Source organism: Dyadobacter ginsengisoli DSM 21015 (genome assembly GCF_059568735.1).
In genome coordinates this window covers 247,545-270,279 of the sequence record NZ_JCANTY010000011.1, presented here as the reverse complement: position 1 = coordinate 270,279, position 22,735 = coordinate 247,545, and the positions used below count along the sequence as shown (strand labels likewise).

General features: G+C 49.0%; 13 protein-coding genes. 11 read left to right on the top strand and 2 right to left on the bottom strand.

Annotation, left to right across the window (positions count from 1 at the left end; translation table 11 throughout):
• Window positions 1-5 precede the first annotated feature (5 nt).
• From BP71_RS33445 to BP71_RS33435, 3 genes are all read left to right on the top strand, one after another.
• Window positions 6-1,457, top strand: a complete 1,452-nt coding sequence (locus tag BP71_RS33445; protein WP_496386010.1) for a RagB/SusD family nutrient uptake outer membrane protein — start codon at window positions 6-8, stop codon at window positions 1,455-1,457.
• An 87-nt stretch (window positions 1,458-1,544) separates the two neighbouring features.
• Window positions 1,545-6,248 carry a VPS10 domain-containing protein gene (locus BP71_RS33440; protein ID WP_496386009.1) on the top strand — a complete coding sequence of 1,568 codons (4,704 nt, stop codon included), beginning with the start codon at window positions 1,545-1,547 and terminating at the stop codon, window positions 6,246-6,248.
• A 76-nt stretch (window positions 6,249-6,324) separates the two neighbouring features.
• Complete coding sequence (locus tag BP71_RS33435) at window positions 6,325-7,671, top strand: amidohydrolase family protein (protein WP_496386008.1); 1,347 nt, start codon at window positions 6,325-6,327, stop codon at window positions 7,669-7,671.
• Between the two features lie 143 nt (window positions 7,672-7,814).
• On the opposite strand, the gene BP71_RS33430 is transcribed toward BP71_RS33435, so the two are convergent.
• On the bottom strand, window positions 7,815-8,798 hold the full coding sequence (locus tag BP71_RS33430; protein WP_496386007.1) for a GlxA family transcriptional regulator: 984 nt from the start codon (window positions 8,796-8,798) through the stop codon (window positions 7,815-7,817).
• Between the two features lie 195 nt (window positions 8,799-8,993).
• Between BP71_RS33430 and BP71_RS33425 the strand changes: the two genes are divergently transcribed.
• The 4 genes from BP71_RS33425 (at window position 8,994) to BP71_RS33410 (ending at window position 11,148) form a co-directional block, all read left to right on the top strand.
• A complete protein-coding gene (locus BP71_RS33425) occupies window positions 8,994-9,563 on the top strand; it encodes a dihydrofolate reductase family protein (protein WP_496386006.1) in 570 nt (189 codons plus the stop codon).
• Window positions 9,564-9,843: 280 nt separating this feature from the next.
• Window positions 9,844-10,101, top strand: coding sequence for a hypothetical protein (locus BP71_RS33420; RefSeq protein WP_496386005.1), 258 nt, complete (start codon window positions 9,844-9,846; stop codon window positions 10,099-10,101).
• Window positions 10,098-10,382, top strand: coding sequence for a helix-turn-helix domain-containing protein (locus BP71_RS33415; protein ID WP_496386004.1), 285 nt, complete (start codon window positions 10,098-10,100; stop codon window positions 10,380-10,382). Before BP71_RS33420 ends, BP71_RS33415 begins: the two co-directional genes overlap by 4 nt.
• Window positions 10,383-10,389: 7 nt before the next feature.
• Window positions 10,390-11,148 carry an SDR family NAD(P)-dependent oxidoreductase gene (locus BP71_RS33410; RefSeq protein ID WP_496386003.1) on the top strand — a complete coding sequence of 253 codons (759 nt, stop codon included), beginning with the start codon at window positions 10,390-10,392 and terminating at the stop codon, window positions 11,146-11,148.
• 6 nt (window positions 11,149-11,154) lie between these two features.
• On the opposite strand, the gene BP71_RS33405 is transcribed toward BP71_RS33410, so the two are convergent.
• Window positions 11,155-12,048: a helix-turn-helix domain-containing protein gene (locus BP71_RS33405; protein ID WP_496386002.1), complete on the bottom strand. Its 894-nt coding sequence runs from the start codon at window positions 12,046-12,048 to the stop codon at window positions 11,155-11,157.
• A 206-nt stretch (window positions 12,049-12,254) separates the two neighbouring features.
• Here BP71_RS33405 and BP71_RS33400 point away from each other — a divergent pair, with 206 nt between their 5' ends.
• From BP71_RS33400 to BP71_RS33385, 4 genes are all read left to right on the top strand, one after another.
• Window positions 12,255-16,343, top strand: a complete 4,089-nt coding sequence (locus tag BP71_RS33400; protein WP_496386001.1) for a hybrid sensor histidine kinase/response regulator transcription factor — start codon at window positions 12,255-12,257, stop codon at window positions 16,341-16,343.
• A gap of 299 nt (window positions 16,344-16,642) precedes the next feature.
• Window positions 16,643-19,783 carry a SusC/RagA family TonB-linked outer membrane protein gene (locus BP71_RS33395; RefSeq protein ID WP_496386000.1) on the top strand — a complete coding sequence of 1,047 codons (3,141 nt, stop codon included), beginning with the start codon at window positions 16,643-16,645 and terminating at the stop codon, window positions 19,781-19,783.
• Window positions 19,784-19,861: 78 nt separating this feature from the next.
• On the top strand, window positions 19,862-21,445 hold the full coding sequence (locus BP71_RS33390; protein WP_496385999.1) for a RagB/SusD family nutrient uptake outer membrane protein: 1,584 nt from the start codon (window positions 19,862-19,864) through the stop codon (window positions 21,443-21,445).
• 12 nt (window positions 21,446-21,457) lie between these two features.
• Complete coding sequence (locus BP71_RS33385; RefSeq protein WP_496385998.1) at window positions 21,458-22,651, top strand: IPT/TIG domain-containing protein; 1,194 nt, start codon at window positions 21,458-21,460, stop codon at window positions 22,649-22,651.
• Window positions 22,652-22,735: the final 84 nt, after the last annotated feature.

Genomic DNA, 22,735 nt, shown 5'->3' with positions numbered 1-22,735 from the left:
CCAAAATGAAAAAGAAATTAGCATATACAGGCATACGTTGCACAGCTATACTATTAATGATCGCCGGGTTTTCATGTCAAAGTCTGGAAGAGTCGCCGGAAGGTATCTCCACTCCCCAGAACTTCTATTCTACCGTAGCCCAGTGTGAAGCTGCCTATGCGGGCTCAATGAATGCGCTGTTCGTCGAGTGGGGAGGTTATCAGAATATCCCTGCATTTCCGGACGGGCAGTTTGAAGGTACCAGCCTCGATTTCGCTTCCACTTCATTTAATGAGTTGTGGAGCTGGCATTATAAGGCCGTGGCTAATATCAATGCGGTTTTGAAGGCGGTTAAAGCGGGTAGTCTGGCAGGTGCGCCGCAGGCCGATATTGACAATGTGGTTGCCCAGGGGCGGTTTCTGAGAGCTTTCAATTACTTTACGCTGGTGCGCTTGTATGGCAAAATTCCATACCTCACAGAAGATACCCCAGACCCGGTATTGACCCCGTTAACGCCTGAGTCGCGGCTCGATATTGCGAAGGTGTATGACTTGCTGGAAGCCGACCTGACCTTCGCCGCGGAACATCTCGGCGACTTCGAGGCTGCTGTATCCGGTAAACCCAATAAATGGACTGCGAAGGGATACCTGGCCAAAGTATACCTGACGCGCGCGACGGCACCGCTCAATCAGACGGAGAATTACGCAAAAGCGCGGGACTTGGCAAACGATGTTATCACCAATGGCCCCTATAAGCTGTTGCCCGGTTTTCAGGATGTTTTCAAAACAGCTAATAACCACAATATGGAAATCATGTTCGCTTTTCATACGACACCCCAAACACCTTATATGCCGGGGAATGCCTGGGCACCTTCGGAAATGGACGGATGGAGCGGCGGTCCTGTGAAGATCTATTGGGCATCGAACATATATCCGGAGCAGCCGCGCAAACATAATTATCTGCTGCTTGACTTCACATCGGATATTTATGATCCCGGAGCACCCGTTATCAATTGGGCCAAATCCGCCGACGGAGTGCCTTATATCGGCAAGTACAACATGCCCAACCTGACTTATGATCAGCAGGTGGGAGGCGGCAATGCAGGCATTGAAATGAAACTCCTGCGTTTTGCGGATATATTGCTCATTTACGCAGAGGCAGCCAACATGGCCGGCAATGGCCCGACCCAGCTTGCGGTAGACCGGCTGAATATGATCATCGACCGTGCCAATGCCGGTACCGGCAAGGAAGCCCGCGCAACGCTATCACTGACCAGGGCGCAATTCGACCAGAAAGTGATCGACGAAAGAAGCTATGAGCTTTGTTTTGAAAACGACCGCTATTTTGATGTATTGAGAAAAAGGATTCTGGAGCAGGTCAATTTACCGGACAATGCTCAGGGATTTGACGAAAATGACTATCTCCTGCCCATACCGGCCCTCGACGCGAAAGCCATAGGCCAGAACCCGGGCTACTAACCCCAAGGGCCCCTTCGAAACGGCGGCCGAAAGCAATGCCGCCGTTTCCAATAATCCGGGGCTTTTCATTTAAACCCGTTTTCAGGTATGTATTTCAAAAGCTTATGGAAAGTCGCACTTTCCCTGGGGATGCTTGCCGGCGTTTTTGCGTTCCGGTTTGTATACCTTGATAATCATATAGAGAAAGATCAAAAACTGCAATGGGAGAAGATCGGGCCCGGCGGTGGGGGCGCTACTTTTATTCCCACATTCTCCTATCACAGCACCGCCGATTTTCTTCTTAAATGTGACATGACCGGGTCATACCATACCAAAGATGGCGGGAAATCGTATGATCAGACCAATTTTCCAAACGGGGCAAACAGTTTTGCTTATGACCCGGCGGATTCGAATACGATTTACATCGGATCCAATACCCTAAACAGGAGCAAGGATGGTGGAAAGACCTGGGAGCAGCTCTTTCCTTCAAAAACAGACATACTTAGCGAGTCGTACTCGGGCGATCACGCTACGTACGGGATTCAGACCCAAACCGGTTCCCTATACGAAGCGGACGAAGGACGTATAGGAAGCATCCGTGTGGATCCGGTTCGTTCTTCCTCCTTGTATTTCGGCATGGGCCGCTTTCTGTTTTATTCTTTCAACGGCGGGAAAACCTGGGAGAAGAAGGATGTCGGAAAACGGATTGATTACCTGTACAGCAACACTTCGGGAATGAAAGATGAGCTGGTCGTCTTCACCGCGGAATCAGCCTTTATTTTTGATAAGAAAACGCATAAAATCACCCTCAGGGCCTTCCCGAAAGAGATGAGCCCGGCGTTTTCATTTACCGCGGGCAGCGAATCGAAAGGAGGAAAAGAAATATTCTACGCATTGCACCATGACCCCGAACAGGAGATCCGGGAGGAATTTGGTCACAGTGAAGTCTGGGTTTCAAAGGACCAGGGACGTAGCTGGAAACGCAACTCTAATCCATTTATTATCAATACAAAAGCAGGTGTAGAACCCAGCTATTCGATGATCTCCTGCGCCGAGTTCGATGCGCGGCAGGTCTATCTGGTCACAAACCGTTACGAAGAGAAACAGGGCAATGGTTTTGTCTATTGGTATGGGGCTTTAAAAACGGATGATGCGGGTAAAACCTGGGATTGGGTCTGGAAGGGCGGGGGAGGCTCGGGCAGGTATGGTGTAAAGGATGGAATGGATGCCGCTAACCTGACAGATGCCTGGACAGCAAAAGCGTTCGGAGGCGAATACATCAGGCTGATGGATGTGGGCGTGTCGCCGCTGGACGGAAACGTGGCGATCGTCACGGATTGGTACCGGACCATGAAGACCATCGACGGGGGGAAATCGTGGCTTGAAATTTATAGCGAACGACAACCGGATGGTTCCTATCAAAGCAGAGGACTCGACGTTACCACCAGCTACGGTGTTCATTTCGACCCTTTTGACAGCAGCCACATTGCGATCAGCTATACGGACATCGGTTTTCATCATAGTTTTAATGGTGGTAAAAGCTGGATCCGGTCCGTCGAAGGTGTTCCTGCGGAATGGGTCAATACTTGTTACTGGGTGGAATTTGACCCGAAAGTGAGCGGAAAGGTATGGTCCGTGTGGTCGGGTATGCATGACTTCCCACGGGGCAAAATGACCAGAAACCCATCCTGGAAACAAAGCGCCAAAGGAGGTGTGTGCGTCTCCGCAGACGGCGGCAAGACCTGGCAGCCCAGTGTGGAAGGCATGGGGGCGGATTCTCCCGCAACCAGCATCATTCTGGATCCAGCCTCCCCGCCCGGAAAGCGTACTTTATATGCCAGCGTATATTCCAAAGGGGTATTCAAATCCACGGACGACGGCAAAACATGGCAATTGAAAAACAAAGGGATCGGCGAGAACACCTGCGCTTTCGAGCTGACCCGTACCAGCAATGGTACCCTTTTTCTGACCATAAGCGCGACACCCGCGCATAAAAACGGCAAAAAGGGCAGGGAGTTTTATTCGGGAGCGGTTTACAGATCGACAGACGGGGCTGAGAACTGGACTAAACTGCATGTTTCCGACGGACTGCTTTTTCCAAACGGAATAGAATATGATCCTCAGAATCCCAACCGGATTTATCTGGCCGGGTGGGCAGACATTGACCTTAGCGACCTGATCGGCGGGGACGTGGCGCGGTCGACAGGTGGTAATGAGAAACTGGAAATTCCAGGAGGGATTTTCCTTTCCGAGGATGGGGGAGCTACCTGGAAAAGCATTTTTGACCAGAAACAGTATGTGTATGATGTGACTGCCGATCCGTATCATCCGGGAAGGCTCTATTGCAATACTTTTAACAGCGCCGCTTACCGCAGTGATGATGATGGGAAGACCTGGGACAAAATCAAAGGCTATGATTTTCATTGGGGACAAAGAATTTCCATTGACCGGAATAATCCGGACCGGATCTATATCAATACTTTTGGGTCCAGCGTGTGGCATGGGATTCCTTCGGTAGATCCGGCTAAATACAAAAACCCAAACGGCAGGAGTGATAAATGGGGCTTTATGGGGTTTGGCGGGGGAGGAGCCATGTTTTATCCGGCAGTGAGCCCGCATAATCCCCGTCGTGCCTTGGTAGCCTGCGATATGACGGGATCTTTTGCGACCGTTAACGGCGGGAAATCGTGGCGGATGTTCAATCTGAAAGGACCGGTCAATTACTTTGTTTTTGATCCGGCTGACTCCAATACGGTGTATGCAAATTCCATTGGTTTATATAAAAGCACCGACCAGGGGAATACCTGGGCGCTTTTTTATCCGTCTCCATCCGATGTCAGCGGAATCGTTTCGCAAGGTGATCATGCCAGTGAGCAACTGGTGACAAAGGACAGTATCCGGAGAAAAGTGGAGGCCTTTGCGGTAGATCCGGCAAATTCGAAAAAGTTATACGCCGCCATTTCCCTGAATGAGAGATCCGCCTTTTATACTTCGGATGACGGCGGGGTAAATTGGCGGAAGGAACGGGAGTTGGCAGGGCAAACTAAAAACATTTACATCCATCCCGCGTCGCCCGGAAACGACAGGACGCTGTATGTTTGTGGCAAAAATAGCATTGCCAAACGTGAAAAAGGTATCTGGACGATCAGCAAAAACCCCGATGTCAAAGAGCTGACCCAGTTTTCGGGCGGTTTTGACAGAAAAAGTAAAAATTTCATCATCTACGCCATTTCAGGTACGTCTTATTTCCATCCCGAAAAAGAAAACCCAGGGATTTTCTACACCAAAGATGGTGGTGAAAGTTGGGAAAACCGACAAAAAGGGCTGACCGGATTTGCAGTAAAAGGTACCGGAGCGCCGGAATGGAGAAGCATTGCCACCAGTGCATTGCACCCGGAAATGGTGTATGTCTCCTATGCAAATTTGAAAGTGCATGCCGACACGACCTGCATTGGCGTGGCCAAAAGTGAAGATTACGGGAATACCTGGAAGCTGGTTTGGAAAGATGACCTGACCCCAAACAAAAACGTCGTCTCCCCCAATTTTGAAAATGAGTGGATCAACGAGCGCTTCGGGCCGACCTGGGGAGAAAACCCATTTTCGATCGGCGTTTCACCTGTGGATCCCGACATTTGCTACGCGACCGATTTCGGGCGCACCATCAAGTCGGAGAATGGAGGAAAGAGCTGGGAGCAGGTGTACACGCGAAGGAAGAACAACGGCGGCTGGATTTCCCGGGGGCTGGAAGTGACTACGAGCTACGCAATGGTTTTTGATCCCTTTGATCATCATCATGTCTTTATCGCCAACACAGACATCGGGCTCATGGAGAGCCAAGACGGAGGAGAAAGCTGGCTAAGCGCAACGCAAAACAACGGGGTTCCGCGGGCGTGGGCCAACAGTACTTACTGGCTGGAATTCGATCCGAAAGTAAAAGGGCGTATGTGGGCTGTCATGAGCGGAACACATGATCTGCCCCGGCCGAAAATGTGGCGAAAAAGTGGTACGGACCAATATGAGGGCGGCGTACTGCTGAGTGAAGATGCCGGTAAAACCTGGAAGCCCGTCAGCCGGGATATCGGCGAAGGTGCTATGACGCATATTCTGATCGACCCTGAGAGCAATCCGGAAAGCCGGACATTGTACGTTTGCGCTTTTGCCAAAGGTGTGTATAAGTCGATCGATGGCGGTAAGAGCTGGCAATCCAGGAACAAGGGTATCGAAGGCCGTGAACCCTTTGCCTGGCGCATGTTCCGAAGAGAAAAAGACCACGCTCTATTTCTGATTGTGAGCAGGCGAAGCGACGATGGCTCTATGGGTGCGGGTGACGGAGCACTTTACCGATCAACCGACGGAGCCGATTCCTGGACACGAATGACGCTTCCTGATGGAACCAATGGCCCCACAAGCCTAGCTATCGATCCTGAAAATTCGCACCGGCTGATTCTTTCCGCCTGGGGCCGAAAAACGAATGGTCGGTTTTTACCGGATACGGGCGGCGGTATTTTCATTTCCGATAATGATGGCAAAACCTGGCAGCATGTCTTACAAAATGATCAGCATGTCCATGACATTACTTACGACGCCCGCGTCGGGACCTTTTACGCGTGTGGGTTCAATGGCTCCGCGTACAAGTCTGAGGATTCGGGTAAGTCCTGGGAGCGTATCCATGGATACAATTTTAAGTGGGGGAAACGGGTGGAGCCCGATCCCCGCGATCCTGAAAGGGTATTTATCGTAACATTTGGCGGAGGGATATGGTATGGCCCGGCAAAGGGCGACCGGGCGGCATTAGAAGACATTATCGACTAAATTCTGAAAGTGCCGGTATCAAACAGTTATAAAACCTACGAACCGCAGTTTAAATAGAAATTAACTATCCATGGGCATGATTTTATCCAACAACAGGAATCTGATTTTAAAAAAATGGAGGATCTGGACTCTCTCTTTCGCCGTGATGTCGGCTGTATGCGGTTGCAATACGGAAACTTCGACGGCCACTGGTTCCAAAACCATTCATGAGATCAACCATAAGGAAATTCCTGCCGGAGGAAAGACGATTGCCATCACCGGGGCCACAGTTATCGACGGAAACGGTGGCGAGCCGGTCCGTAATGGCTGCGTGGTTGTTGAAAATGGGAAAATTATTGCGGTCGGAGAAAACGGGACCATTGCCATTCCGGGCGGTGCTGAAATTGTGGATGGAAAAGGAATGTCGCTTTTACCGGGGTTTATCGACTCGCATTTTCACCTGGACGGTCAAAACGGTCTTCCTTCCCTGTTTTTACAACATGGCGTTACTTCTCTGCGGGATCCGGGCGCGTGGATTGAAGCGTACGGCGGCGAAAGACGATCGGGCAGGGCGGTACCCCGTTTGTTTCTCGCAGATCCGCATCTGGATATGTTTCCGCCTGCCTACCCCAAAGACGCATACGTCGTGAGGGATGCACAGGAGGCGGTAAATCAGGTACATAGAATGGCCGACCGGGGCGCCTCTGTCATCAAGGTCTATTTCAGATTGCCGGCAGGGATGATCGGGGAAATTTGTAAGGCAGCACACGAGCGGGGCTTGCCGGTGACGGGCCACCTGGAAACCACCGAAGCGATGGAGGCTATCCATGCCGGCCTGGACGGAATCGAGCATATCACCTCTTTTGGCCTTTCCTTGCAATCGCAGATCGAGGGCGAAAAATACCGTCAGATGGTCCTCGCCGACAACAACGCCAGAAAGCAAGGGCGCTACGACGTTTGGAAAAAACTCGATATCAATGGGTGGCGTGCCGATACATTAATTAAGTTTTTGGTAAAAAAAGGAACATTTGTGAGCCCGACCCTGGGTGCATTCGAATATCAGATTCCAGGCGTAAACGATGCAGAGCCCCTGGATTCCACGAAATTAGCCGGATTTAAAAACATGAAAGCCCTGACCGCCAGATTGAAAAAAGCAGGCGTGAAAATCGTGCTCGGCTCCCATTCCATGATCGCCTATGCCGAAACCGGCTGGGCATTTCAGCGCGAACTGGAGTTATTTGTGGAAAGTGGAATAAGTCCGTCAGACGCCATTGTAGCGGCAACGATGGAAAATGCCCGCTTTTTCCGGATTGACGACAGGCTGGGCAGTATCGAAAAAGGGAAGATCGCCGATTTGATTTTGGTGAAAGGAAATCCGATTCAGGACATCAGGGCCACAAGAAATGTGGTAAAGGTCATGCTGAACGGCCTTTGGGTCAGGTAGGGATAGTATCGATGTATGATGTTGGTAAATGCCGGTTTGAGGATGGCTGCGTGATCCGGATACGTTTCCCGGCGCGGACGATTCCGGGAGGGCCATTCTGCCGGATGGTGGCCTGAGGCGGATCAGGTCGTCACTTTTTGTTCCTAATCCAGCACCACCTGCTTGTTATACTTGTTCCGGTAGTCAACCGGCGTCAGTCCCGTGATCTTTTTAAATACATCTCTGAATGTCTTGGTATCCGTATAACCTACTTCATACATCACTTCGCTCACATTCATCTTACCTGATTCCAGTTTTCTTTTGGCAGCTTCTACTTTCACCCGCTGCACATATTCATTCACCGTATTATTTGTGAATTTCAAAAAACGGCGCTGAAAGTTCCTTCTGCTGATAGCGAATTTGTCGGCCAGCTGATCGATGGTGATTTTCTCGAGGTAATTTTGTTCGATGAAATTCTGGGCATTTTTTACCTCTTCGTCGGTATGGTCCTTTTGTCCATCGAAAATAATAAAGGACGACTGGCTTGGTTTGTCGATATCTATCACAAAGCCCTTGGCGATTTTGATGGCCATTTCGCGGCCTGCATATTTTTCAATCAGGTATACCAGCAGGTTCAGGTAAGAAAATGCACCGCCGCTGGTGTATAGCCCGTCCTCGTCGGAGATAATCTTCGAAGGCATCATCCTCGCTTCCGGAAAAGTCCTCTTAAATTCATCTGCCAGCATCCAGTGCGTCGTACAGGGTTTGCCGTTGAGTAAACCTGTGGCAGCGAGCAGGAAAGCCCCGATACAAAGACTGGCGACCTCTGCACCCTGATTGTATTGTTGAATGATCCATGGAATAAAGTCTTTATTCATTTCCACAGCTTTGGCCTGGTCACCCTGCATGGAAGGAACAATGATCAGATCGGTTTTTACGACGTCCGTTATCAGCACATCGGGCGCGATGGTGAACAAGCCGTTTCGTTGCGGTACCTGGCGCCTCAACCCCACCAGTTGTATGCAGAACAAGGGACCCTCCCCATTTTTCGCACGCATTATATTTACTTCCGATAATATTTGCAGGCTGCCTTCAATATTTACCAGACTGCTTTGACCTAGCGGAACGATAATCGAAATATGCTTCATACAAAAGAATTAAAATGGTTGGCATAATCTCCCCCCTTAGTTGTCATCAAACCCTACAAGGAATTCTGTGCGCCATTGATAGCTTTGTATCGTTCAAGGCGGTCGTAAAAATAAAAGAATGACCCAAATAAATAGCCAAGGCTCTTTCAGAGCAATATGGGAAAGAAAATTTCAAACCAATAAAATGTAGTCAAAATGAGAAAGCTGGTTTTATTTGCGCATATCTCTCTCGATGGTTTTGCAGGAGATAGTAATGGAGGCCTCGATTTTTTGTTGTATGACAAAGAATTGGAACAATACGCCGGTGAATTGGTAAAAACTGTTGGCGCACCTGTATATGGCAGGACCACTTACCAGTTGATGGAAGGTTACTGGCCGACCGTATTAGACAATCCCAATGCCAGCAAGCATTCGCTGGAGCATGCGCAATGGGTGCAGGATATCCCGAAAGTAGTGTTCTCAACAACGCTGGATAGTGTAAGCTGGAATAACACTACGCTGATCAAAGACAATGTTGTGGAAGAGGTGAATAAACTCAAACAACAACCCGGCAAAGACCTGGTGATATTCGGCAGCCCGGGCCTCGCCAAAAGTTTCATGAAACTGGGACTGATAGACGAGTATAAACTAACCCTGCATCCTGTGATACTGGGGAACGGTATCAGTTTGTTCGATAGCAGTATCACGAAGAACGCCCTGAAACTGCTGGACTCAAAAACGCTCAATTCAGGCGTGGTTACATTGCATTATACGGCGAACAGGTAGAAAGGTCAATGCCGGAATGCATTTCTTCTGATGGTTGGTGGCCGGGCTCAACGGGCGGATAGTACATTTTTAACCAGGAAGGCGCGCACCCGGGCGCCTTCCTGGGATTTTGGAACCACTTTAAGCATTTCTTGTTGCGCGTGCATTTGTGTCAGAGAATGCTCTTTTTGTGTTAAGGGATGCCTGCATTGTTTTGTAGATTTGTAATGTATTAATCGTCAGTCGATTTGCCGGTAGACAGAGGCATATGAACTCATTCATTATTGTAAACAGGGAAGCAATGCGACATTTCAAATCACTTCATGAGCTGGCCCGGGCCAGTGGTGTTGAGCCTCCCAAGCATCCTTTGGTTGGTCTGTTGCGCATCACAGACCACACGGTGCTCAATAATGAAGCATTTACGACGGATTTTTATAAAATTGGATTTAAGAAGATAAAGGCGGGCTATATGCTCTACGGCCGCACCCGGTTCGACCATGAGACTGGCTCGATGATGTTTGTAACAGGATACTCCAAACGTATATCCATAATGGTATGATGGAGAACGGACTGCCCGGGGTAGCCGATATGGCCGCTCAGCTGAATATCTCCCGCCGTTACCTCACTGACCTTTTGAAGATCGAAACCGGCAAAACGGCCCAGGACCTGATCCATATAGCGTTGATTGGAGAGGCCAAAAACAGGCTTCGGACCGATGACAAGTCGGTTTCTGAAATAGCGTATGCGCTTGGCTTTGAAAACATGTCGTATTTCTCGCGGCTGTTCAAAAAAGAGACTGGCGTGTCGCCGACCCAATACAAAAACCAACATTTAAACTGATTGAATCGTGAAAAAAGTACTCATAACCGGTGCCAGTGGCGGCATCGGGCTGGAAGTGGCTAGACTTTTAGCAACCAAAAATTACCAGGTAACACTCGTTGCAAGGCGTGAGGACGCGCTGAAAAAAGTAAAGGCAGGACTTTCCGGAACCGGGCATTCATTCATAGTAAGTGATTTGACCAAACCAGAGGACGTCGCAAAACTGGCCACCCACATTGACGCCAATGCTTACGATGCGCTGATCAACAACGCCGGTGTGGGCATGTATGGTCAGTTTATCAAAATGCCGCTTGAAGATCAGCTGTCCAGCATGGCGGTGAATATGCATGCATTAGTAGTGTTGTCGTATGCTTTTTTGAAAAAAGCTAAATCAGGCGATGCACTGGTGAACGTGGCGTCTACGCTGGCGCATTCTTCTTTCCCGGGCGCATCGGTGTATGCAGGAACGAAAAGCTTTGTAGCCAATTTCTCTGAATCGCTGTGGTTTGAGTTTAAAAAGAAGGGTGTTTTTATTCTTGGATTCAATCCCGGCGCTACCAGGTCGGATTTTCACAACAATGCAGGGGCGCAAACTTCCGCTTACTCCGATTTTGTGCTTTCCACCAGCGAAGATGTTGCAAGCGACATGGTAGCTGCACTGGAAAGCCGCAAAAAACCAAGGGTTATATCAGGTTGGAAAAACCGCATGATGCTGTTTGCATTTAAGTTCTTTGGCCGGGCCGCAGCCGTCAATATCATGGGCGGGATTAGTCCGGGTATGAAATAGGTTGGATCAGAGCTGATCTTCAATGGCCGAAAAATCGACTTGCTTCCTGTAAACGCCGGGCGTAAGGCCCATTATCTTTTTGAACGTCCGCGTAAAATGCGAAAGGCTTTCGAAACCGGTAAGGGAAGCAATTTCGGTGTTCGAAGCCCGGCTGGTGGCCATCATGTGGACTGCCCGTTCCACACGGGCTTCGTAAATAAATGATAACGGGAGCGTGCCGGTATGCTTCTCAAATAGCCGGGAAAAGTATTCCGGGTTCAGGCTGGCCCTTTCTGCAAGGGATTTCACTTTGAGTGGGAGGTGCAGATTGGCGTATACAAAGCGCATGGCGTCCAGTACCTTGGCAGGAATGACCTTCTTTTCCCTGACCTGAAAAATCTCGGGAACGGTGAAGCGGGATAACAGTTGAAAAAGTATGCCCTGGGTTTCAAGAAAATCCGAAATCTTCTGATGGTTGTTAAGTTCCTGATATTCTTTATAATAGATATTTTTCTCGTAGACCTGAGGATTGTCGGAGCGATTAATCCCCCGTCCCGGGTTGATATCGACCAGGCGACGGAAATTAATTGGGTCGATATCATTGGCTTTGACCCGGTGAACAAGGCGAACATCGGAAAACAAAGAGGTGCCGTCGGTTGATCCCTCAAAAAACTGCACGAAATACTGACTCAGATAACTTTCACAGACCAGGTTGCAGAGGGTGTATGAAGGAATCATATAGAGGTAGCCGGCTTCCAGTTTCAGGGTTTTGGTGGTATCGGAAATTTTCCCTTCGCCGGCATCGATGTAATAGACCCGATGGTAGGGACTGATGACATTTTTGTAGTTCCACCGGGAATCGAGTTGGACGTAGTCGGTGTTGAGCAGCGACAACGTAGGTTTAAGAAACCTTTTGTTCATAATTCATGAGAAAATAGACCTGAAAATAGTTAAAATCTGTTTTAGTCAAAAAAAAGTCTGTTTTTGATCCGATTTTTATTCGCGTAGCAAGTTAGTTTTGACTGTCAGTTAGAATGGATAAATGTGGACAGTCTAAAAAATCTGTGGTGAAACGATCTAGTTTGTTGGTGGCTGCTCGCGTGTTGATGACGTTCTTACTGATTCACATGGCATTAAGGTCAGTCGGACAGGAGCGCCGGTTTGTACACATTGATGCCCGTCAGGGGCTTTCCCACGCTCATGTAAAGGCAATCTATCGCGACGCAACCGGTTTCCTTTGGATTGGTACCGAATCGGGTCTCAACCGTTTCGACGGTTACACGATCAGGGTGTTTCGCAACGATGCATCCGATTCGACCTCACTTTTCCACGACGATATTGCCGGGTTATTCAAGATGCCGGGTGGCAAAATGGGGATTCTTACCACCCTCGGCCCTTGTATTTATGATCCGGCAACCGAAACTTTCTCGAGGCCTTCCCAAGGTTTTCAGGCATATTCCATTCGGAAAGCTGTCGATCTGAAAGCTGCCATAGCAGATAACAGGGGCAATTACTGGTTTGTCATGCAAAACGACGGACTGATCTGCTACAATGAAAAAAGCAGAAAAGCCATTTCGATAAGGCATCTCGATCGTGATACGACTTCAATCGCCAGCAATAACGTCACCTCGATCGCACAGCACGCTGATGGTACTTACTGGATCGCTCATGGCAATGGGCTTGTCGAAAATATAGTCCTTGACAAACGGGGTGTGCGGGTGGTTAAAAGGTTCAATTTCTTTTATGACCGCAGGCTCAGTAAGAACGATAAACTACATTGCGGGCTGGTACCGGATGGGGATGGGGACATTTGGGTTTACCCCACGAACTTCGACATGGGGGTGGCCTGTTTAAACAGGAAAACTAATAAGATACAGTATTTCGGAACGGCCTTTGGAAGTGCCCGCCTGAGCTCCGATATGGTTACGGCCGTGGTGAGCGATGACCGGGGTGACGTCTGGATTTCCACCGGGCAGGTGGGGATCGATGTGCTGGATAAAAAGACTATGTCGATGACTCATATGCCGCATGTGCCGCAGAATGATCATTCGTTGAGCCACAATTCGGTTTCCGCCATGCTCAAAGACGATGACGGGGTGATCTGGGTGGGTACTTACAAAAGCGGGTTGGATTACTTTCACAGGAACGTGAAGCGGTTCCCGCTTATCAACAAGTATTCGAAGCCCGAAGGCCTGCCTTATGAGGACATCAACGCGTTTGTGGAAGACGCCAAAGGCAACCTTTGGCTCGGGACCAATGGCGGGGGACTGATCTATTTCGACCGGCGGACCGGAAAATTCACTACCTACCTGCACGATCCGAAGGATCCACAGTCGCTAAGCACCGACGGCATCGTCAGTTTGTGCCTCGACCATGAAAACAAATTGTGGATAGGGACTTTTCTCGGCGGATTGAACTGTTTTGACGGGAAAAAATTCACCCGCTACCAGCATAATCCTGCCAGGCCTAACAGCCTTCCGGGACGAAGCGTTTGGGAGATATGCGAAGACTCGCAGCGACGACTCTGGATCGGTACCCTCGACGGGGGACTTTGCCTGTTCGACCGAAGTACAAAAAGTTTTACCAGGTACCACCATCCCAAGCAGCGGGCGCTGTATTCCACCTATGTTCCTACCATTTTCGAGGATTCGAAAGGTAATATGTGGTTTGGAACGCCCACCGGCATAGATGTAGTGATGAAGACTTCCGGGGATTTGGTTCATTTCGAAAATGAAAAAAACAATCCCGCCTCCATTGCCAACAACGATATTTTTGAGATACTGGAAGATTCGAAGGGAAGGATATGGGCCGCTTCAAGAGGCGGGCTTAGCCTATGGAAACCGGAATCGAACACGTTCATCAATTACACCGAAAAGCATGGCCTTTCTCATAAAACAGTTCTGTCCATGGTGGAGGACGAAAATGGGCGGCTCTGGTTGGGCACTGCGAACGGGCTGTCCTGCGCGACCATCTCTTCCGGGAAGGCAGGCCTGCGGGTGAATTTCAGGAACTATTCGGAGATGGATGGCTTGCAGGGCAGGCAATTTACCGAGAATGCTGCGCTCAGAACCAGAAATGGAGAATTGATTTTTGCCGGTGGCAATGGCTTCAACCTGTTCAGGCCGCAGGATCTCGGTCAAAATAAAATTGCCCCACGCCTGGCATTTACTGATTTTCAACTGTTTAACCGCAGCATCGACCCGGTCCCGCCTGCGCAGGGCGAGTCGTCGCTGCCTGCTTCGATCACGACAAACCCTCCTATCGTGTTGCAGGCGAGTGATAATGTCTTTTCCATTGAATTCGCTGCCCTGAGCTTTATACAGCCTGCCAAAAATCAATACAAGTATAAACTGGAAGGCTTTAATGACGATTGGCTGACCGCTGATGCCAGCAACCGGAAAGTAACGTTCACCAACCTTGATGCCGGCGAATATACCTTTCGGGTCATAGCATCCAACAACGACGGGCTTTGGAACAATGAAGGGATATCGCTGCCCATTAAAGTGCTTCCTCCTTTCTGGAAATCGTCTGTGGCCTACGTCGTCTACGCGCTGGCGATCGTGTTGCTGCTCCTGGCCATCCGCAAGATCATTCAGGATAGGGAAAGGATGAAATTCGATATCCGGCAGACCCGCGAAGAAGCAAGGCGGTCCCGGGAGCTTGACCTGCTGAAAACCAGATTCTTCACCAACGTGAGCCACGAGCTCCGTACACCGCTTTCATTGATTCTAGCGCCGGTTGAGAAGCTGACCGAGCGGGCCGTGGACAGCCAGGATCGTAAGCAATTTGAACTGATCCAAAGAAATGCGAAGCGTTTGTTGAACCTGGTCAACCAGCTGCTCGATTTCAGAAAGTTGGAAGTAAACGAAATCCGGTTTCACCCGTCGGACGGCGACGTTGTCCAGTTCATTAAAAATACAGTCTATTCATTTTCGGACTTGTCTGAGAAAAAAGATATCCGGCTTACCTTTCATTCGAATGTCGCGGTACTGGTGACGATCTTTGACCATGACAAACTCGAAAAGATTTTGTTTAACCTGCTTTCTAACGCAATTAAGTTTACGCTGGGGCCTGGTGAAGTGTCTGTGACGGTCGAGGTTAGGGATGCCGGGGAAAACAATATGGTGGAGATCAAAGTCAGTGATACAGGCATTGGAATACCTCCTGGAAGACATGAATTGATCTTCGAACGGTTCTTTCAGAATGATTTGCCGAATACGATCATCAATCAGGGGAGCGGTATTGGTCTGGCTATTACCCGGGAATTCGTGCGCATCCACGGCGGGTCTGTGCGGGTAGAGAGTGAAGTCGGAAAAGGAAGCTGTTTTGCGGTAGTACTGTCATTAAGAAAACTGACCCAGGCGGTACATGAGGTTGTCAACGAGCCTGTGCAGCAGCCTTCGGTGCCGGACCATCAAATCCAGGCCGAACACGGATCGGCAGGCAAGCCGCTCATTTTGATTGTCGAGGACAATGAAGATTTCCGGTTCTACCTGAAAGATAACCTCAAACAGTCTTACACCGTAATTGAAGCGTCAACAGGGGAGGAGGGCTGGGAAAAGGCCCTCGCGCAACGCCCGGCCCTGATCGTGACCGACATCATGATGCCCGGGCTGAACGGGCTCGATTTCTGCCGGATGGTGAAATCGGACCAACGGGTTTCCCACACCCCGGTTATTTTGCTTACCGCACGGTCGGAGGATGAACAATATCTTGAAGGCTTTCAAGCGGGCGCAGATGACTATATTCCCAAGCCTTTCAACTTCCAGATACTCGAATCCCGGATACGGAACCTTATCTCTTCGAGGCAGAATCTCCATGCCCTTTTCGCATCGAGAAATGGTATCAAGGCAAGCGAACTGAAGATCACGCCACTGGATCAGCAATTTCTCAGGGACATGGTCCAGACAATCGAGAAGCATGTTTCCAATGCCGAATTTACGGTTACCGATCTCGCCCGCGAGATGGGTATAAGCCGTTCACAGTTTTTTAAGAGGGTTCAGTCACTCACAGGGAGATCTCCGCTCGAAATTATCCGGGATATCAGGTTGCAGCATGCCGCTCAGCTATTGGAGAAGAGCCAGCTTTCGGTTTCTGAAATTGCCTATCAGGTGGGTTTTAATAACCCTAAATATTTCGCCCGCTACTTCAAAGAGTTTTACCAGGTACTCCCCTCCGAATATTCGTGCGGTAAGCGGGAGCCAAGCCGCTCGTAGCCCCGGAACCTACTGCCCCGTCCGGATCCCGTTTCTGATCTTTACCTGCAAACTAGTAACCGGGAAAACATTAATTTTCTTCTGTTTTTTGGCTATTTAATGCTATTCTGGACTTTTTATCCCCCTCATTCGGACAAATTCATACCCGTCCATAGCTCGTTGGTGATCTACCTTTGATGCAAAGAAACCCTGTTATTGTGATAGTCGGATAAGGTAAGTGGCGCGCCTGCCTTGGGACTATTGTGATAAGGGAAATCTGTTCTCAAACTGCATTGTGTAACGTACTTAAGGCAAAATCAATGATGAAAAAAATTTACAGAACCTTCTGTGTTGCTGCCCTTATTTTGTTTTCCTGTATCGTGACCCACGCGCAGCGACGTCAGGTGTCCGGGACAGTGAAGAACGAAACAGGCGGCGTGATGCCGGGTGTGACCATCCTGCTGAAAGGAACAACGATGGGTGTCACAACTGATACCGATGGAAAGTTTGCTATCCAGGCAATGCCCGAGGATGTGCTTAAAATTTCCTTTATCGGTTATCTGTCGGAGCAAATTCCGGTAGGCAACAAAACACAATTTAACATTACCATTCAACCGGACATTGCCACACTTTCAGAAGTGGTAGTAATCGGGTATGGAGAATCGAAAAGAAAAGATGTTACCGGCTCGATATCGTCTGTGTCCGGGGCGGAACTGCGTAAAACCAATCCGGTTACCATCGATCAGGCTTTACAGGGGAAAGTGGCCGGTATGGTAGTGCAGCAGGCATCGGGGCAACCCGGTGGAGGCGTTTCGGTGCAGATCAGGGGGATATCCTCCTTCGGGGGCGGGGGGCCGTTGTATGTGATCGATGGTGTGATTATCGGTGGCACTGCCACGCTGGGCGCTGGTACCAACCCGTTGGCTGCTATCAATCCGTCTGAAATTGAGTCGATTGACGTACTCAAAGACGCTTCTGCTACCGCTATTTATGGTTCACAGGCCACGAATGGTGTCATTATCATTACCACAAAGCGTGGCGCGGTAACACCTCCAAGAATCTCTTACGATTTCTATACAGGTTTCCAGCAAGTGCCAAAGCGAATTCCCATCATGAATTTGCAGGAGTACGCTACCTTCATCAATGAGCGAAATGCAGGTTTGCTCTGGGGATTCGATAAGCGGCCTGAATTTGCCAATCCGCAATATCTTGGAAAAGGAACCGACTGGCAAAAGGAGCTCTTCAGAAACGCACCGATGACTAACCACACAGTTACCATCAACGGAGGTGACGCCAGAACCCAATACCTGTTTTCAGGTTCGTATTTCAAACAGGAAGGGATTGCTACCGGCTCGGATTTCAGAAGGATATCCGTTAGACTTAACCTTGACAACAAGACGACCAACTGGTTGAAGATCGGCACCAGCCTGCAACTGGCCAATATCAAAGAGAATGTAAATTCGACCAGTTCAAACGTCATTAACGCCGCGCTCAGCCAGACTCCCGACATCGCGGTGAAAAGTAGCGATGGCAGCTGGGGTGGTGCGTATAACCCTAACGGTTGGGTGAACAGTACCATCAATCCATTTGCGATCGCGATGATCAACAAGGACCAGGTGAACAGAAATCAGATATTTGGAAATGCCTATGCTGAGATTCTGTTGAGCAAATCGCTGACGTTGCGGAATGAGGTTACGGGAAGCTTTTCAATGGCTACTGAGGATAGATTCAACCCAACCTACACGATGGGGCTTGTGAAAAACACGAACAACAACGGTTCGTACCGTTACGAACAAAACATGTATACAACGGTACGAAATTACCTCACCTATTCGCATTTGTTCAGCGACAAATACAATACAAATGTCATGGTGGGACACGAGGCGCAATTGAGCAAAGGCGAGAATGTAAGTGCGGAACGCAATAATTTCCCGTCCAACAATGTGCAGACGATAAGCAGCGGGGATCCAACTTCTGCTATTAACTCAGGCTCAAAAAGTCAGAATGCACAGGAATCGTACTTTGGCCGGTTGAATTTGGGGTTATTTGACAAATACCTGATCACCGCAAACGTACGGAGCGACGGCTCTTCGAAATTTGCTGCCGGAAACCGATGGGTAACCACCTATTCGGGTGCGGTTGCCTGGAAGATCCAGAATGAAGACTTCTTGAAAAATTTCAAGGATATCAATGAATTGAAGCTTCGGATTGGATATGGTCTGACTAATAACCAGAACGTGCGCGATTTCGCCTATACATCTACATTAGCTACGGTCGCCACCGGTTTGTCGGGTATATCCCAGCTCACGGAGAACATCGGGAATCCGTATGTGGAATGGGAAAAAACAAAATACAGCAATATCGGTCTCGACGCTGCATTGCTGTCCTGGCGCCTGACCTTCTCCGTCGATTTTTATAACCGGAAAACGGATGGTCTTTTAATGCAGATCCCGTTGCCATTTTACTCGGGAACGACCGTTGGCTGGTCTCCGGGGGCATTGGATGCGCCATACGTGAATGTCGGTACGATCAGCAACAAAGGATTCGACTTTAAGATCAGCTCTACCAACATCCAGGGTAAGGATTTGACGTGGAAGACAGACCTGACGGTATCCCGTAACGTCAATAAAGTGTTGAAACTGAATACCGACGGGGCGTCGCTTGTTGGGTCGCCATATAGCCAGACGGTTGTAGGGAACTCGATCGGTCAATTCTTTGGATACAAGGCAGACGGTGTTTTCGCGAAGAAAGAGGATTTTGAGACGCATGCTTTGCCAACCAAGAACGGAGCTCCCCTGCCCGTGGGCGCGGCGGGAGGCAGTATCTGGTATGGCGACCTTAAATTTAAGGACATCAATGGCGACAAGATGATTGATGAGCGCGATCAAACCTTCCTCGGATCACCGATCCCGAAAATTCAACTAGGGCTGAACAACTCGTTTTCCTACAAAAAATTTGATTTGAATGTATTCCTGACCGGCAACTACGGCAACAAGGTATTCAATCAAATGCGCATGAACGGAGAATATCCGGGGACTAGCTTCGGATATCTTAAAGCACTGAACAACTACGCCAAACTTGCTTTGATTGATCCTGCCAAGCCTGCAACCGACATCAATAACGTGTATGTGGTTAATCCTGATACTGATATTCCGGGCATTAGAAATGACAATACAAACGGGAACAACAGGGTGTCGGACAAATATGTTGAGGATGGTTCCTTTATCAGATTTAAGACTATTTCGCTGGGATATTCGCTTTCCGACAAGCTGCTGGAAAAGGCACATATTCATTCATTGCGGGTTTATGTAAACGTATCCAATGCGTTCCTGATCACCAAGTATAAGGGAATGGATCCGGAAATTGGCTCATGGAATCCGCTGAATGCAGGCTATGACAATGGTTTTTATCCGCAACCGCGTGTGTTTACTGTTGGCGCAAGCTTGCAGTTGACGAAATAATTGCTTCGAAACAGGTGTCAAACACGAATGTTCGGAGACAATTCTTCATTTGATGTGAATCTATAAAAATATTGAGCAATGAAAATCAAAAAAACAATGGCGGCAGCCGGGGTTTGGCTTGCCCTGTTCTCAGCCGGATGCAGTGATAGCTTTTTGGACCGACCTCCATTATCCCAGATAAGTGCAGACAATTTTTATCAGACCACCAATGACCTCAGACTGGCCACGGCGGCACTCTACGGTGGCAAGCCATGGGCCGAATGGAATTATAACTGCTTCTTGCCTATTGGCGAAGTACTTAGCGGTAATATGGCCGTCAATTATTGGGGAGATGCTGTGCAGTTGCATACGTTTGCAGTTACGGGGAGCAACGAAATTATGATCGCCAACTGGAAAGGCATGTACAAGGTCATCGCGCATTGCAATGTGACCATCAAAGCCATTGAAGAAAAGGCACCGGCTTCCATTCCTGAAAAAGACAGGCTCGGTGCCATTGCCGAAGCGAAGTTTTTACGGGCATTTGCTTATTACAATCTGGCCTTGTTATGGAGAGATGTGCCGATTATTAAAGACAACACAGAGTTGATAAGTACACCACTGGTTCACCGCAATCCCCTGGAAGACGTGTTTCGTTTTGCTGCGAATGACCTTCTTTTTGCAGCAAAAAACCTTCCGGTAAAGGATGCTGCGGGAAGATTGACAACCTGGTCGGCACAAGGTATGCTTAGTAAAGTATATCTGACCTGGGCCGGAGCAGAAGCAAAGGGCAATGGCCCTCGTAACCAGGCGCTTCTCGACAGCGCCAAACTGCACGCAGGGAATGTCTGCAAACAAAGCGGATTGTCGTTGCTGCCCAATTATGCCGATCTTTTCAAAACGCAGTTTAACGATAATCAGGAATCCTTATTTGCATTGCAATGGGCACCGGGCACCGGCTGGCTTGAAGGAAACATGCTGCAAGTTTATTCGCCCGGTGGCACGGAGATATCGGCGGCTGGTCAGGCGGGTTGGTTTGGCATAGCACCTACTTATGACCTCTACAAGCAATATGCGAAGGAAGACACGATCAGACGGAAAGCCACCATGATGCTCAAAGGTGACTATTACCCTGAGTTGAATGCGGCAGGAGGAGGATATAAATTCACAGGAAACGCCGGTTTGAAAAAGCACATCATCGGTACCAGGGTCGATAACAGTGCGCCGACGATGACATTGACATCTTCCACAGAGCACAATGCATTGCTTAGGCTTGCCGAAGTGTACCTGATTTACGCGGAAGCAGTGATGGGCAATAGTACCGCTACTACCAATGCGGATGCCCTGCTGTATTTCAACAAAGTGCGTGCAAGGGCCGGCCTCGCTCCGGTAACTTCCCTGGACGAGGAAACGCTGCTCAGGGAGAGAAGGGTTGAGCTCGCAGCCGAAGGGCATTATTGGGAAGATCTGGCAAGACTTTCTTTCTACAACGAACCGAAGGCTATCAAAAAATTGAACGAGCAGGAACGGATCCTGTTCACTTATGACAACGGTGTTGTAACAAAAGGAACCCCGCTCGCCGCTATCACGCCCGCCAGCTCCAATACATTCAAATTCCCGATTCCCTCACCCGAAGTGACGGCTAATCCCAAATTGCTCGAAGCTCCTGTGCCTTATTCGTTTTAACAACTAAGAGAAATGAAAAAAATCATATATAACAGAATTTGCTTTTTGCTGTTTTGCTGCATTGCTGGTGTTATGGTGCTGTCCGCATGCGAAGAAAAGGACGACATGACCGCTCCACCGGTTATTACCGAAATACGAAATTACGCCGCGTCGCCCAGCGACAGCCTGGTGGACACGCTGAGGGCCGGGCAATGGGTAGTTGTGCTCGGGCAGAATCTGGGAGAGATTTCACAGGTCAACTTCGGCAGCAGACCGGCCAACATTAACCCGACCTTGATCACGGACCAAAGCATTGTGGTGCAGGTTCCTTCGATTCCGTTTGACTCTATTGCAAGGGAAAAAGTGAATGTCGTGACAGTAGTAAACCGCGCTGGCTCAACTTCGTTCACCATTAATATTACCGGTCCGCCTATTATTTCCCGGGTAAGGAATTATGCCACTGCACCGAAGGATATGGTTACCAGCGTCATTGTGCCCGGTCAGACGATCAACATCATTGGATATAACCTCAAAAAAGCCTTAAAAATAGCATTTCAGGGAGTAAATGCTGATTTAACAGCGGCTGTTTACACCGATTCGAGTGTGATCGTGAAGGTTCCCGGCAATTTTTCCGGTGGGGACCCTTTACTGGCGAATAAAATCACTTATGGGACAGCGGCCGACACAATCAATTATTCCATCCGGATTTTTGACCCGGCAATCCTGGAATACTATAAAGATCCCTTGTTTACATTGCTTGCCGGCGGAATAGGCAAAGAGAAAACCTGGGTACTCGACCTGGATGCAAAAGGTGTTTCAGCCAAATTCAAAGGTCCATTGTACTTCTCCGGCGTAGATTATGGCTGGGATAACCAATGTACTAAAACTGGCGGAGATTGCTGGCTGTATGATGCGAGTTATGAAAGCTGGATGGGCGCCGCGCAGGATTATGGCTCCATGACTTTCGGCATTAAGGCAGGTTCAGCCGAGCCTGTTTTGAAGGTGATCCAGAAAGGAATAACTAAAAACGGGACATTCCAGGGCAGTTACTTTTTTGATATCAAGACAAAAACTATATCCTTCATTGGTGCCGTTCCACTTAATATGGGAAGGGACCAGGTTTGGTCCAAAGCCTATGTCATCAGTCTCAAAGAGGACAGGATGCAGCTCGGTTTCAAAGATCCGAATAAGGCCGAATTTGCCATTCACAACTATATCCGCAAGTAACGGCAAGGCCTGCGCAGGCGGGCACAGGTATGACTCTCCTTAAAGCATCAAGAGGAAATAGCAACCAAAATTAAAACAATTCGT

What these genes read in the sequence shown, in the direction of transcription:
- BP71_RS33445 (WP_496386010.1), top strand. Translation starts at nt 6, where the DNA reads ATGAAAAAGAAATTAGCATATACAGGCATACGTTGCACAGCTATACTA.
- BP71_RS33440 (WP_496386009.1), top strand. Translation starts at nt 1,545, where the DNA reads ATGTATTTCAAAAGCTTATGGAAAGTCGCACTTTCCCTGGGGATGCTT.
- BP71_RS33435 (WP_496386008.1), top strand. Translation starts at nt 6,325, where the DNA reads ATGATTTTATCCAACAACAGGAATCTGATTTTAAAAAAATGGAGGATC.
- BP71_RS33430 (WP_496386007.1), bottom strand. Translation starts at nt 8,798, where the DNA reads ATGAAGCATATTTCGATTATCGTTCCGCTAGGTCAAAGCAGTCTGGTA.
- BP71_RS33425 (WP_496386006.1), top strand. Translation starts at nt 8,994, where the DNA reads ATGAGAAAGCTGGTTTTATTTGCGCATATCTCTCTCGATGGTTTTGCA.
- BP71_RS33420 (WP_496386005.1), top strand. Translation starts at nt 9,844, where the DNA reads ATGCGACATTTCAAATCACTTCATGAGCTGGCCCGGGCCAGTGGTGTT.
- BP71_RS33415 (WP_496386004.1), top strand. Translation starts at nt 10,098, where the DNA reads ATGATGGAGAACGGACTGCCCGGGGTAGCCGATATGGCCGCTCAGCTG.
- BP71_RS33405 (WP_496386002.1), bottom strand. Translation starts at nt 12,048, where the DNA reads ATGAACAAAAGGTTTCTTAAACCTACGTTGTCGCTGCTCAACACCGAC.
- BP71_RS33400 (WP_496386001.1), top strand. Translation starts at nt 12,255, where the DNA reads ATGGCATTAAGGTCAGTCGGACAGGAGCGCCGGTTTGTACACATTGAT.
- BP71_RS33395 (WP_496386000.1), top strand. Translation starts at nt 16,643, where the DNA reads ATGATGAAAAAAATTTACAGAACCTTCTGTGTTGCTGCCCTTATTTTG.
- BP71_RS33390 (WP_496385999.1), top strand. Translation starts at nt 19,862, where the DNA reads ATGAAAATCAAAAAAACAATGGCGGCAGCCGGGGTTTGGCTTGCCCTG.
- BP71_RS33385 (WP_496385998.1), top strand. Translation starts at nt 21,458, where the DNA reads ATGAAAAAAATCATATATAACAGAATTTGCTTTTTGCTGTTTTGCTGC.